The following is a 12,355-nucleotide window of genomic DNA, read 5'->3' as shown; positions in this document are numbered from 1 at the left end:
CGCCTCAGACCAGATCGGCGTAGGAGAGAAAACCTACGCTCGAGCCCGGCTCGACGCGTGTGATGTCCTCGCCGAGTTCAACGAGGCCGTCGGTTTCCACCAATGACGACAGCAGGCCGGCCCCCTCGCGCGGGAACTTGATTACCTCCAGCGTGCCGTCCTCTCCGCGCCGCAACGAAGCACGAACGTATTCGCGCCGGCTGATCTTCTTCTTGTAGGTGAAGGCCGCGCGCACGGGGATCGGCAGGAGCGGCTCCGGCAGGCTGCCGGCGAGCGCCAGCACGGTCGGCCGCACCACATGGACGAAGGTAACAAAGCTCGCGACGGGATTGCCGGGCAATCCGATCAGCGGCGTGCCCTCGATGATGCCCATCGCCACGGGCCGGCCGGGCTTGATCGCCATCCGCCACAGCACCAGCGAGCCGATGCTCTCGACCGCCGCCTTGACGTGATCTTCCTCGCCGGTCGAGACGCCGCCGGTGGTGAGGATCAGGTCATGCCCGCCTGCGACCTGCTTCAATCCGTTTGCAAGGGACGTGCGCTCATCGCGCAAAATGCCGAGATCCGAGACCTCGCAGCCGAGCCGGCGCAGCATCGCCATCAGCATGAAGCGGTTGGAATCGAACAGCTGGGACGGCGCTCGCGGCTCACCGGGCGAAGCCAGTTCGTCGCCGGTCGAGAACACCGCGACGCGGATGCGCCTGATCATGTCCAACTGGGTCAGGCCGAAGGCAGCGGCGAGCGCGACATGCTGCGGCCGCAGCCGCTGGCCGGCACGCAGCGCGATGTGTCCCTCGGAAATGTCCTCGCCCGCGGGGCGCACATTGGCACCTGGCTTCAGCCCCGACGGCAACACGATCTTGCCGCCATCATCGATGCGGACATCTTCCTGCATGAAGACGGTTTCGGCGCCCGGCGGCATCGGCGCGCCCGTGAAGATGCGCGCAGTGTGGCCGGGCTTGATCGCGGTCTGCGCGAGCCCGCCGGCCTGGATGCGGCCGTCGAGCGGAAACGCTCGTTCCTCTGCTTGCGGCAGGTCCGCGTTGCGCACGGCATAGCCATCGACGGCGGAGTTGGTAAAGGGCGGCAGCGGCAGGGGCGCGGCGATATCGCGCGCCAGCACCCGCCCGTCGGCATCGACGAGCGCCACCGTCTCGAGATCGGCAATCGCGTTGACGCGGGTCGTGATGAGGCCAACGGCCTCGTCCACCGACATCATCGGTCCGCCGAAGGCAAAGCAATCGTCCGACAGTTGCGCCATGGTGCCTCGTCAGCGCATCGCAGCGCTTTTCGCGACCGCTTCCTCGACCGGCATCGCCGCGCGCAGCAGCAACGCGGCTACGGCCGGGATATCGTCGAGATGGACCGTCGGCAGCCGGGTTTCAACCGCGACATCGGCCGCGATCCCGACAATGCCGGGGTCATCGGGAAACAGCAGCGGCTTGCCGTTGGCGGCGCGATGGACCTCGATCTTGCGGTGCGGCTCGCGCTTGAAACCCTCGACCACGACGAAATCGACCGCGGACAGCTTGCTCAGGAGTTCCGGCAGCCGCGGCTCCGCCGCGCCGCGCAACTCATGCATCAAGGCCCAGCGGTTCGACGAAGCCACCAGCACCTCGGCTGCACCCGCCTCGCGATGGCGCCAGGAATCCTTGCCTGGCACGTCGACATCGAACTGGTGATGCGCGTGCTTGATCACGGAGACGCGCAGGCCCTGCGCGTTGAAATGCGGGATCAGCCGCGTCAACAGCGTGGTCTTGCCCGCACCGCTCCAGCCCGCAAGGCCGATGACTTTCATCGCAAACTGATCTCCGCCAGCCGTATCACGCGGCTGGAACTCCTACTCCGTCGTTGTGAGCATGCTTATATCGGCTTGATCCGAATGTCATGCTAACGTCGCGGCCATGATGAAGATCGACAAAGTCCCGGTGCCCCTCATCGTCCCCAACCCGGACGACCCGCGCCTGACCCAGAGCGTGACCGGCACCGACCAGACCGGCGCCAAAATCGTGATCAAGGTGCCGATGGAGCGGCCGCTGACACTCTACCTGAATTCCCAGGAGATCGTCACCATGATGACGATCGGCGACTATCCCGAATATCTGGCGCTGGGCTATTTGCTCAACCAGAATATGCTGAAGTATAATGACGCCGTCACCCAGGTCGAATACGACGACGACCTCCAGGTCGTTGTCGTGCGCACCGAACACAACACCAATTTCGAAGCCAAACTCAAGAAGCGTACCCAGACCTCGGGCTGCGCGCAGGGCACCGCGTTCGGTGACCTGCTCGAAGCGGTCGAGAGCGTCGCGCTGCCGAAGGCAGAGCTGCGCACCTCCTGGCTCTACCAGATGACGCAGACCATCAACACCACGCCCTCACTCTATCTGGAGGCCGGTGCGATCCATGGCTGCGTGCTGTGCAAGGAGGGCGAACCGCTCTGCTACACCGAGGATGTCGGCCGTCACAACGCCGTCGACAAGATCGCGGGCTGGATGTACCGCCACGGCGTCGATGCTGGCGACAAGATCCTCTACACCACAGGACGCCTCACCTCGGAGATGGTGATCAAGACGGTGCGGATGGGCATTCCGATCCTGGTGTCGCGCTCCGGCTTCACCGCCTGGGGCGTCGACCTCGCACGCCAAGTCGGACTGACGCTGGTCGGCCGCGCGCGCGGAAAGCGCTTCCTCGTACTCTCGGGCGAGGAGAGGATCGTTTACGACCAGAACCTCGCTTATGTCGAGGAAGAGTCGTCTAAGCACAAGCGCAAGGGTGAAACTGGTGACGACTGAAATTCCGCTGACGCAGGGCGTGCTGCTTGCCGGCGGTCTGGCGCGGCGCATGGGCGGCGGCGACAAGCCGATGCGCACCATCGGCGGCCGCACCATTTTGGAGCGTGTGATCGCGCGCCTGACGCCGCAATGTGGCGGATTGATCCTCAATGCGAACGGTGATCCCGCGCGCTTCGCCGCATTCGGCTTGCAGGTCATCGCCGACGACGTGCCCGGCTTCCCCGGCCCGCTCGCCGGCATCCTCGCCGCGCTCGACTGGACGGCGGCGAACCGGCCGGAGATCGAATGGGTGCTCAGCGCGGCTGGCGATTGTCCGTTCCTGCCGCGCGATCTCGTCGCACGTCTGCATGAGAGCCGCGCTAAAGAAAGTGCGCAGCTCGCAGTCGCGGCGTCAGGCGACCAATCGCATCCGGTGATCGGATTATGGCGCGTGAGCCTGCGCGAGGAACTCCGTCACGCGCTGGTGGTCGAGGACATCCGCAGGATCGACCGCTGGACCGCGCGCTATTCGCTCGCGACGGTGACCTGGCCGACCGAGCCGCTCGATCGTTTCTTCAACGCTAACACGGTCGAGGATATCGCCGAAGCAGAGCGGCTGGCCGCGCTGGATGCGGCGATCTAGCAGGCTTACGGCTTGGGACTCTCGTCGAGGAGCTGCGCCCAGACGATCGCGGGGGGCGATCAGGCCGCCAGCGGCGCGGTCCAGGCGTCGTAGCCATAGACCCAGCTCGTGTCCGTTCTGGCCTTGAGCCAGATATTTGCCCTCGAGGTCTCCTGTACCCGCGTGGTCCGCACCTTGCGCGTTGCCTCGAAGCGGCGGAATGCATCCGCGACGCCGTCGCGATCGACACCGTCAAGGCAACGCGACAGCACGGCGGCGTCCTCGATCGCCATGGCCGCGCCTTGCGCCATGTAGGGCGTCATCGGATGGCAGGCATCGCCGAGCAGCATCACCTTGCCGTCAGACCAACGGTCCAGCGCATCGCGGTCCATGATCGCCCATTTGTGAACGTCGGGGCACGCCGCGAGCACTTGGCCAACCTGCGGATGAAAGCCTTCGAACGATGCTCGCAGATCGCGCACGTCGCCTTTGGCCGACCAGGATTCGATGCGGAAGTCCGGCTCGGGCTGGCTGGTGACGAGATAGACCTCGCTGCGGTCGGGCTTGACGTAGTAGATCACGATGTGACGGTCCTCGCCCCACCATTTGGTGCAGTCGTCGATCTTCTCGCCGCCGAGCAGTGCCGCCGGATAGGTGGTGCGATAGGCGATGCGGCCGGTGAATTTGACCGGCGCAGTGTCGAACAGGATGTCGCGCACCGCCGAATGGACGCCGTCCGCGCCGACCACGGCATCGGCCATGACATTCGTGCCGTTTGCAAAGGTTAGCTGGACTCCATCGCCGGCCTCGTCAAGATCGACCAGCTTGTGATTGAGCCTGACGCATTCGTCCGGCACCGCACTCGCCAGCGCCGCATGCAGATCGCCGCGATGGGCGAGCAGATAGGGCGCGCCGAACTTCTCTTCCGCGCTCTCGCCAAAGATCATGTCGAACTTGATGTCGCCGCTGCGCCAGTCGCGATTGTTCCAGGAGCGCGGATAGAACGACTGGCCGCGCATCCGCGCCTCCAACCCCAGCGCGCGCAGCACCTTCATGGCGTTGCATCCGATCTGGATACCGGCGCCGATGCGCGCGAATTGAGAGGCCTGCTCGTAGACCATAACGTCAATGCCGACGCGCCGGAGCGCGGCGGCTGACGCAAGCCCGCCCATACCGGCACCGATGATCGCAACCGAAAGCGGCCTTGCCATCACGTCCCCACCCTGTCGCGCGGCTTGAGCGCCGCGTCGTCGTCCGTCTAAGCCGGCCTGAAGCCAGAGCGCTCCAGCGCAGCGCGGGCATCGTCCGAGCCGAGTGCATCGAGAAAGGCCTGCACCGCCGGGCGTTGCTTGCGCGCTGTCACCAGCGCGAAGTCATAATGCTCTTCCGCGAGCGGAATGAAACCGAGGCCGACGGCATGGGCGACCGGCGCAATGGTCATGCCCCAGTCGGCGCGGTGCTGCGCGACGGCAGCGGCCACGGCATTGTGCGAACGCGGCTGGTTCCAGTAACCTTCAGGCCGCACGCCGCCTAGCAGCCGGTCGATCAGGATGCGCGTGCCGGCGCCCTGGTTGCGGTTGACCATGATGCAGCCGGGGTCAGCGAGCGCAGCGGCGACGGCGTCCTTCGCGCCGAGCCCCTCAAAACGCGTGTCGCCTTTGCGGAACACGATGCCCTGCATCCGCCGCCAACCCGGCACGAGCTCGAGACCATCGACGAGATACGGCGTGTTGTAAGTCTCGCTCTTGTCGTCGAACAGATGGATCGGCGCGAGATCGCATTCGCCGCGCCGCGCCGCCGCAAGCCCGCCAAGGCTGCCGACGGCGATCGAGCGCACGGTCAGGCCGGCATGCGCGAGCGGCGCGGTGACGAGATCGAGGCCGGTGCAGTGGCTGCCGACGATCACGAGATCGGGCACACGCACATGCGGCGTGAACAGCGTCACCTCGGCTTCGGTGCCGGCCGGCATCTGGTCGGCGAGCGCGTCGATGCGCAGGAAGCCGTCGGCCTGCGCGAACGACGTAATCGCACCAGAACCCTTGCCGGAAGGATAGGCAATCAGGCCGTCCTTGCCTTCGACCAGCGAGACCATGACGAACTCGGTGCGGCCGAGCTCGGAGGCAATGCGCACCGGTACCGTTGCGCTCACCTTGGCATCGGAGCGCGGCGGCAGGCCGGCCATTTTGCGCAGCACCGGCACGATCATGTCGTGGAAGGTGAACATCGCCGAGGTCGGAAAGCCCGGCAGGATCACCACCGGCTTGCCGTCGCACACCGCAAGGCACAGCGGCTTGCCGGGCTTGAGCGCAACGCCATGCGCGATGATCCCAGGCGTGCCGAGCCGGCCGATGATGCGGTGGGACAGGTCGCCAGCGCCTTTCGACGTCCCGCCTGACAGCACCAGCATGTCGGCGTCAGCCAGCGCGCGACGCATGGCGGATTCGAGCTTTGCCTCATCGTCGGGAATGGCACCGAGGAAGCTCGCCTCGCCGCCATTCTCGTCGATTGCAGCGGCGACGATCGCGCCATTGGTGTCGTAGATGGCGGCGGGCGCGAGCACTTCGCCGGGCTGGACCAGTTCATCGCCGGTGGAGATGACGGCAACCCGCGGCTTGCGCGCGACAGTCACTTCCGCGATCCCGCAAGCCGCCAGCATGCCGATCTCGCGCGAGCCGATGATCGTGCCGGCACGCAGCAGCGCCTCGCCGCGCGCGATGTCGGAGCCCGCGTAAGACACGAATTGCCCGGGAGACACCGCACGACGGACGTCGATCGCATCAGAGCCGGCCGGCTGGGTGTGCTCGACCATGATGGCAGCGTCGGCGCCGCGCGGCAACGGACCGCCGGTCGCGATCGGCGTTGCGGTCCCCGCCACCACTTGCAACTTGGGCGCGGTGCCGCAGTGGATGGTCTCGCCGTTCAGCGCGAGACGCGCAGGCGTGCCTTCGCCGGCCGTCGCGAGGTCGGCCGAGCGCACGGCAAAGCCGTCGACATTGGAGCGGTCGAAGGGCGGCACGTCGATCGGGGCGGTGACGTCTTCGGCGAGCGCCGCGCCGAGTGCATCGGCAAGCCTGCGCCTTTCGTTCGGAATCGTGCGCGGGAACAGCGCAGCCTCAAAGCGAGCCAGCGCATCCTCGCGCGACAGGATCTTGAGGAACTGCTCCTGTTCGAGCGCGCTGCGATCTTGTGGCTGCGGGACCTTCGTCATGTCGGAACCCATATCATTCCCGCATCAGATAGGCATCGACTGGCGCGCCCGCTGCAAATCCCTCGTGGCTAGCGAAAATGAGCAGCCATGCATCGGCACGGGCGATTGCCTGGAGCGGCCATTCGCCCACTGCAAGCGGCATCCACGCATGATGTTCCTCGGCCAGCAGCGCGATTTCGGCGATGCCGACATTGGAAGCGATCTTGCGCGCGAGCGGCAAGCTCGCCGACCGACGCGGCCGCCGCGCCGACAATCGGTCGATCAGCGGAAGCACCAGTGCAAGCCAAGCCGCGAGCGCATGATCGGGCGAGCCGGGCAAGGCGACGGCGGGAACTTTTCCAAGACGCCCAACTGCGGCGGTGCGTCCAGGCAGGAGCGCAAGGCCATGGACGAACACGGCCCCGCACTCAGCCAGCGCGGCAACGGTAGCATCCCGGCGGCCGACGCCGCTGCCGCCGATCGTCAGCAGGAGATCACAGGCGGACGCGTCGAGCGCCTCCGCGATCGATGTCGCATCGCGCGCGCCGGCCTCGTGCGCACTCACATCCAGCCCGGCCCCGCGCGCGATGTCTGCGATCATTTGCACCGTCGCTGTTGCGCCCGGCACGTTGACGATGCGCAGCCGTGGCCGCCGCACGCTCAGCCTTTCCACGCCGGCGCTGCGCGCGAGCAACAGACCCGCTGCACTGATCGGATATCCATCTGCGGCCGCAGGCGTGCGTTCGGGGACGTCGGTGCCGGTGCGCCTGATACCCTGCCCCGGCACACTCTCCGCCAACACCAGCGTGAGCGGCCCCGACACGTCGACTGCGTTGGCATCGAGCACACAGTCGCATCCTTCCGGCATCGCCTCACCCGCATCAACCCACACTGGAAGCCCGGTCAGAGGCAGTGGCGAATACGGAGAGGCACCGACGAGATCGTTGGCGCGCAACGCCCAGCCGTCGGCGGCGGCGATGTCGCGCGACGGATAGGCCGTCAGCAGCGGTGTCCCCGCCGCGATGCAACCGGCCGCTTCCGTCAGCAGCAACTCGACCGATGCGATCGGATCAACGCCTCGCAGCAGCGCGGCGAGCGCAGTGTCGAGCGGTGTGAGCCTTGGCGGCAGGCGCTGGATCATGCGCCATGATGGACCACGCATCGCCCGGTTTGGCAACCGCTGGTGCTGCGAACATCAGCCGCCCGACTTGTCCGCGTTCGGAAAGAACACCTGCTGCCCGTCGACCTTGTAGCCGGCGATCGCTCCCTGCCCCTCCGGCGAGATCAGCCAGTCGATGAAGGCTTGCCCCAGCTCCCTCTTCACGTTCGGATATTTTTCCGGGTTCACCAGCATCACGCCGTACTGATTGAGCAGCCGCTTGTCGCCTTCGACGACGATGTCGAGATCGCCGCGATCCCTGAAGCCGATCCAGCTGCCACGATCGGACAGCACATAGGCGTTCGCCGCGTGCGCGGCGTCGAGGGCCGCAGTCATGCCCTGCCCGTGCCCGGCCTCGTGATACCAGGCACCCTTGACGCTGGCGATGTCGATGCCCGCGACGATCCAGAGTGCGAGCTCGGCCGCATGGGTGCCGGAGCGATCACCGCGGGTCACGAACGGCACGCCCTTGGACTCGATCGCCTTCAGCGCGGTCGCGATGTCCTTGCCCTTGACGCGGGCGGGATCACTCTTCGGCCCGATCAGCACATAGTCGTTGTACATCACGTCGAAGCGTTTTGTGCCAAACCCGTCGGCGACGAATTTTTCCTCCTGCGGCCGGGCGTGCATCAACACAACATCGGCTTCACCCTTTCGCGCCCCGTCGAGCACCTCATCGGCACGTCGTGCGATCACCGTCACCTCGATGCCGGTCTTGGCGGTGAAGATCGGCAGCAAATAATCGAGCAGGCCAGAAGCCTGCGTCGCTGTCGTCGAGGCGAGGACGATCGCGCGGTCCTCGGCGGGCGACGCCGGAATGCCCGCGGCAAAACCGCAGAGAAGTGTCAACGCAACGGACAGTCGGCGAACGGCCATGAAGGGGTTCCCATTGAATGCGATGCAATCATGATGATCGATTGCGCCGCACTCGTGACGCGTTTGACCGTTGCGGCAACACCAGGAGGTAGAATTCGGATTGAGCCACTACCGAAAGGCAGGCTGCGCCGCCTGTCGGCAACCACACTGGTGATAAAGATCGTCAACCAGGATCGAAACACGCGTCAGGATGTGTTGCAAAGCAACGAGATCATCAGGCATGGTTCGCGCGGACCGAAACTGAAGTGCAGAATTCCACCTGCGTCGAACGTCAAAAAGAAGCAAGAATTTGCATAGGAATGCAGGATGGAATTCCTGACGACCAGTGAAGCCGCTGACTATCTCCGCCTTGGCGAACGCAAACTCTACGAACTCGTCACCAATGGTGCGATCCCCTGTAGCAAGGTGACCGGAAAGTGGCTGTTTCCCCGGCATGAGCTCGACCTCTGGGTGCTGTCCGGATTGGCGCGCCCGGCCGGCATGCTGAGCACGGAGCCACCGCCTGTGGTGGGCGGCAGCCAGGACGAGCTCTTGGATTGGAGCCTGCGCGAGTCCGGCTCCGGCCTGGGATCGATGAGCGAGGGGAGCGCGCGCGGGCTCGAGCGCTTGCAGCGCGACGAGGTGATGGCCGTGGCGGTGCACTTCCACGGCCTCGACGCCTCCGGCAATCTCGCCTCTGATGCCAGCGCAACAGCGCTGCGCGACGCTCCGGACCTGCATGATGCGCTGCTGGTCGCGTTCGTGCGCCGCGAGCAGGGTCTCGTGCTGCCGCCGGGCAATCCCAAGCGGCTGCGCGGCCTCTCAGATGTGCTCGCGCTCGGCGCCAGGATGGCGATGCGGCAACAGGGCACAGGCGCGCAGATGTTGCTCGACATGCTGTTGAAGCGCGCGGGCGCTACGACACGGGATTTGCGCCGGGTCGAGACGCCTAGCCTGACCGGGCCGGATCTCGCCGAAGTGGTTCGCGCGGGACAAGCCGATTGCGGGGTGGCGACACGCGCGGCGGCGCGCTCGGCGGGCCTCGATTTCGTGCCGCTGGTCTGGGAAAACTTCGATCTCGCGATGCGACAGCGCAGCTATTTCCGCCCGCCGATGCAGGCCTTGATCAGATTCCTCAGCGAAAGGCGGCTGCGGCAGCGCGCAGAGGAGCTCACCGGCTACGATCCCTCGCCGGCAGGGCAGATCCGCTTCGCGGCCTGACATTGACGCCCGACCCCAAATAGTTGCAAAAGAAACCAATTCAGCCGGGCCCATACCCGGACGCAACACCGGCCAACGAGCCGGATCAGGGGAGGACAAGCGTGAATCCAGCGAGATTTGGACTGCCGGTCGCTGCCGCCTTGGCGGCAACGCTGATGTCGGGCGCGGCGTCGGCGCAGGTTTCCGACGATGTCGTCAAGATCGGCGTGCTCACCGACATGAACGGCCCGGCCTCCGCGCCGACCGGCCAGGGCTCGGTGACGGCGGCGCAGATGGCGATCGACGATTTCGGCGGCACGGTGCTCGGCAAGCCGATCAGCATCGTGATCGGCGACCACCAGCTCAAGGCCGATATCGGCGGCGCGATCGCGCGGCGCTGGTACGACGTCGACCAGGTCGATTTGATCGTCGACGTACCGGTCTCGGCGGTCGGGCTCGCGGTGCAGAACATCGCCAACGAGAAGAAGCGGCTGTTCATCACCCATTCCACCGGCACCGCGGATTTCCACGGCAAGTTCTGCTCGCCCTACGCGATCCAGTGGGTGTTCGACACCCGCGCACTCGCGGTCGGCACGGCGGACGCGGTGGTGAAGCGCGGCGGCGACAGCTGGTTCTTCATCACCGACGACTACGCCTTCGGCCATTCGCTGGAGCGCGACGCCTCCAGCGTCGTCAACGCCAATGGCGGCAAGGTGCTGGGCTCGGTGCGGCCGCCTTTGGCGACGCCAGACCTCTCCTCCTTCGTGCTGCAGGCGCAGGCCTCCAAGGCCAAGATCATCGGCATTGCCGCCGGGCCACCCAACAACATGAACGAGATCAAGACCGGCTCGGAGTTCGGCGTGTTCAAGGGCGGCCAGCAGATGGCGGCGCTGCTCGCGCTGATCACCGACATCCACGGCCTCGGTCTCCAGGCAGCCCAAGGCCTGTTGCTGACGACGTCGTTCTACTGGGACATGGACGACAAGACCCGCGAATGGTCGAAGCGCTATTTTGCCAAAATGAACAAGATGCCGTCGATGTGGCAGGCCGGCGTCTATTCAAGCGTGATGCATTATCTCAACGCGATCAAGGAGACCGGCACCGACGATCCGCTCAAGGTCGCCGCGAAGATGCGGGAAAAGCCGATCGAGGATTTCTTCGCCCGCAACGGCCGCTTACGCGATGACAATCTGATGGTGCACGACCTCTGGCTGGTGCAGGTGAAGACGCCGGAAGAGAGCAAATATCCGTGGGATTATTACAAGATCCTCACGACCATTTCGGGCGACAAGGCGTTCGGTCCGCCGGACCCGGCGTGTGCGATGGTGAAGAAGTGACGGCGTAGCCGCGCTGACGGTGTACCCTCTCCCCTTGCGGGAGAGGGTGGATTCGCGAAGCGAAGCCGGGTGAGGGGTTCTCTCCGCGAATGAACCTCACACATTGAAGCGCTTGGATAGAACCCCTCATCCGGCGCTTCGCGCCACCTTCTCCCACAAGGGGAGAAGGAAGTAAGCGCTTCGCTACTTCACCACACCAATCTCGCGAAAGTACTTCATCACACCCGGATGAATCAGCTCCGGCTTCGGCGCCGCCGCGACCGTATTCGACGCCGTGGTCTCGCAGGCCTGTGCGAGCTTCTTGCAGAACGTCGCCTCGGCGCCGTGCAACGTCTTCGCCAGCCGATAGGCGACATCGTCCGGCAGGTCCTCGCGCGTCAGCACAAAGCTCCATGAGCCGAGCGAGGCGATCGGCTCCGTCTGCTTTGGGTAGCTGCCAGCCGGCACGGTGAGCGGCTTCAGAAACGAATGCTTGGCGCGGATGCGCGCGATCTCGTCAGCGCTCGGCGCGATGAAGCGCGCGCCTGATGCGCTCGATGCCACCGCCGCAAAGCCGGGCCAGCCGATGCCGGCTCCCCAGAGTGCTGCGACACGTCCGTCCTCGACCATCGCGGGGCCATCGCCGGCGCGGTCGAGATAAACCGCCTTGAAGTCCTCGTCCTGCTTGAGGCCGAGACCATCGAGCACATAGCGCGCCAGGATCGGCAAGCCCGAACCTTTGGCACCGAACGCAACGGGTTGGCCGACGAGATCGCGGATGGTCTTGTAGGGACTGTCCGCCCGCACCACGAACATGCCGGGATTGGAATAGATCGCCGTGAGGATCTTCAACCGCACCGGCGTGCGGCCGATGCCCGCAAAGGCCTCGTAGGCTGGCTCGCCTGCCACCAGCGCGAGATCGAGCTCACCCTTTTCCAACAGCGGAATGTTCTCGTTGCTGCCCTTGGTGTTGCGCGGGGCAATCGTCAACGCGTGATCGGCCGCGTTCATCACCTCGGCAAAGGCGTTGCCATAGAGCGGGAAACCGCCGCCGGGCGTCGCGGTGCCCAAGCTGATCGTGGTGCTTGAAATGGCCCTGTCTCCGGTTTGGGCAGCAGCGGGACTTGCAAGGGAATTTGCGAGCAGCGCCGCGCCGAGAAGGATGACGAATGCGAATTTCATGATGAGTCCCGGCCGCTCCGCGTCAACATCGACTTCCGACGATGTAGGCAGCGGGCGGTT

Annotated in this window: 12 protein-coding genes; 5 read left to right on the top strand and 7 right to left on the bottom strand. The window is 65.6% G+C overall.

The window, feature by feature from the left end; translation table 11 throughout:
• Window positions 1–4: 4 nt before the first annotated feature.
• Window positions 5–1,261, bottom strand: a complete 1,257-nt coding sequence (locus tag ABIB73_RS24380; RefSeq protein WP_354228106.1) for a molybdopterin molybdotransferase MoeA — start codon at window positions 1,259–1,261, stop codon at window positions 5–7.
• A 9-nt stretch (window positions 1,262–1,270) separates the two neighbouring features.
• Window positions 1,271–1,798 (bottom strand): molybdopterin-guanine dinucleotide biosynthesis protein B, encoded by a 528-nt coding sequence (mobB, locus tag ABIB73_RS24375; RefSeq protein WP_354228104.1) that lies wholly within the window; start codon window positions 1,796–1,798, stop codon window positions 1,271–1,273.
• A gap of 106 nt (window positions 1,799–1,904) precedes the next feature.
• Between mobB and fdhD the strand changes: the two genes are divergently transcribed.
• Both fdhD and mobA read left to right on the top strand, forming a co-directional pair.
• Window positions 1,905–2,795 carry a formate dehydrogenase accessory sulfurtransferase FdhD gene (gene fdhD / locus ABIB73_RS24370; RefSeq protein ID WP_354228102.1) on the top strand — a complete coding sequence of 297 codons (891 nt, stop codon included), beginning with the start codon at window positions 1,905–1,907 and terminating at the stop codon, window positions 2,793–2,795.
• Window positions 2,740–3,417, top strand: a complete 678-nt coding sequence (gene mobA, locus ABIB73_RS24365) for a molybdenum cofactor guanylyltransferase MobA (RefSeq protein WP_354228101.1) — start codon at window positions 2,740–2,742, stop codon at window positions 3,415–3,417. Before fdhD ends, mobA begins: the two co-directional genes overlap by 56 nt.
• Before the next feature lie 59 nt (window positions 3,418–3,476).
• On the opposite strand, the gene ABIB73_RS24360 is transcribed toward mobA, so the two are convergent.
• From ABIB73_RS24360 to ABIB73_RS24345, 4 genes are read right to left on the bottom strand one after another with little or no spacing between them, the layout of a single operon-like run.
• Window positions 3,477–4,607 (bottom strand): FAD-dependent monooxygenase, encoded by a 1,131-nt coding sequence (locus ABIB73_RS24360; RefSeq protein ID WP_354228099.1) that lies wholly within the window; start codon window positions 4,605–4,607, stop codon window positions 3,477–3,479.
• Window positions 4,608–4,654: 47 nt separating this feature from the next.
• Window positions 4,655–6,604, bottom strand: coding sequence for a molybdopterin biosynthesis protein (locus tag ABIB73_RS24355; protein ID WP_354228097.1), 1,950 nt, complete (start codon window positions 6,602–6,604; stop codon window positions 4,655–4,657).
• 13 nt (window positions 6,605–6,617) lie between these two features.
• Window positions 6,618–7,724, bottom strand: a complete 1,107-nt coding sequence (locus ABIB73_RS24350; protein WP_354228095.1) for a molybdopterin-binding protein — start codon at window positions 7,722–7,724, stop codon at window positions 6,618–6,620.
• Between the two features lie 54 nt (window positions 7,725–7,778).
• Complete coding sequence (locus ABIB73_RS24345) at window positions 7,779–8,618, bottom strand: ABC transporter substrate-binding protein (RefSeq protein ID WP_354228093.1); 840 nt, start codon at window positions 8,616–8,618, stop codon at window positions 7,779–7,781.
• Between the two features lie 30 nt (window positions 8,619–8,648).
• On the opposite strand from ABIB73_RS24345, the gene ABIB73_RS24340 reads away from it, so the two are divergent.
• The 3 genes from ABIB73_RS24340 (at window position 8,649) to ABIB73_RS24330 (ending at window position 11,134) form a co-directional block, all read left to right on the top strand.
• Window positions 8,649–8,915: a hypothetical protein gene (locus tag ABIB73_RS24340; RefSeq protein ID WP_354228091.1), complete on the top strand. Its 267-nt coding sequence runs from the start codon at window positions 8,649–8,651 to the stop codon at window positions 8,913–8,915.
• A gap of 9 nt (window positions 8,916–8,924) precedes the next feature.
• Complete coding sequence (locus tag ABIB73_RS24335; RefSeq protein ID WP_354228089.1) at window positions 8,925–9,818, top strand: substrate-binding domain-containing protein; 894 nt, start codon at window positions 8,925–8,927, stop codon at window positions 9,816–9,818.
• Between the two features lie 101 nt (window positions 9,819–9,919).
• Window positions 9,920–11,134: an ABC transporter substrate-binding protein gene (locus ABIB73_RS24330; protein ID WP_354228087.1), complete on the top strand. Its 1,215-nt coding sequence runs from the start codon at window positions 9,920–9,922 to the stop codon at window positions 11,132–11,134.
• Between the two features lie 183 nt (window positions 11,135–11,317).
• On the opposite strand, the gene ABIB73_RS24325 is transcribed toward ABIB73_RS24330, so the two are convergent.
• Window positions 11,318–12,295 carry a TAXI family TRAP transporter solute-binding subunit gene (locus ABIB73_RS24325; RefSeq protein WP_354228085.1) on the bottom strand — a complete coding sequence of 326 codons (978 nt, stop codon included), beginning with the start codon at window positions 12,293–12,295 and terminating at the stop codon, window positions 11,318–11,320.
• Window positions 12,296–12,355: the final 60 nt, after the last annotated feature.

Source organism: Bradyrhizobium sp. F1.4.3, assembly GCF_040548375.1.
Lineage (GTDB): Bacteria > Pseudomonadota > Alphaproteobacteria > Rhizobiales > Xanthobacteraceae > Bradyrhizobium.
Note: the sequence above shows the minus strand (reverse complement) of the source record. Positions and strands in the feature narration are given on the sequence as shown.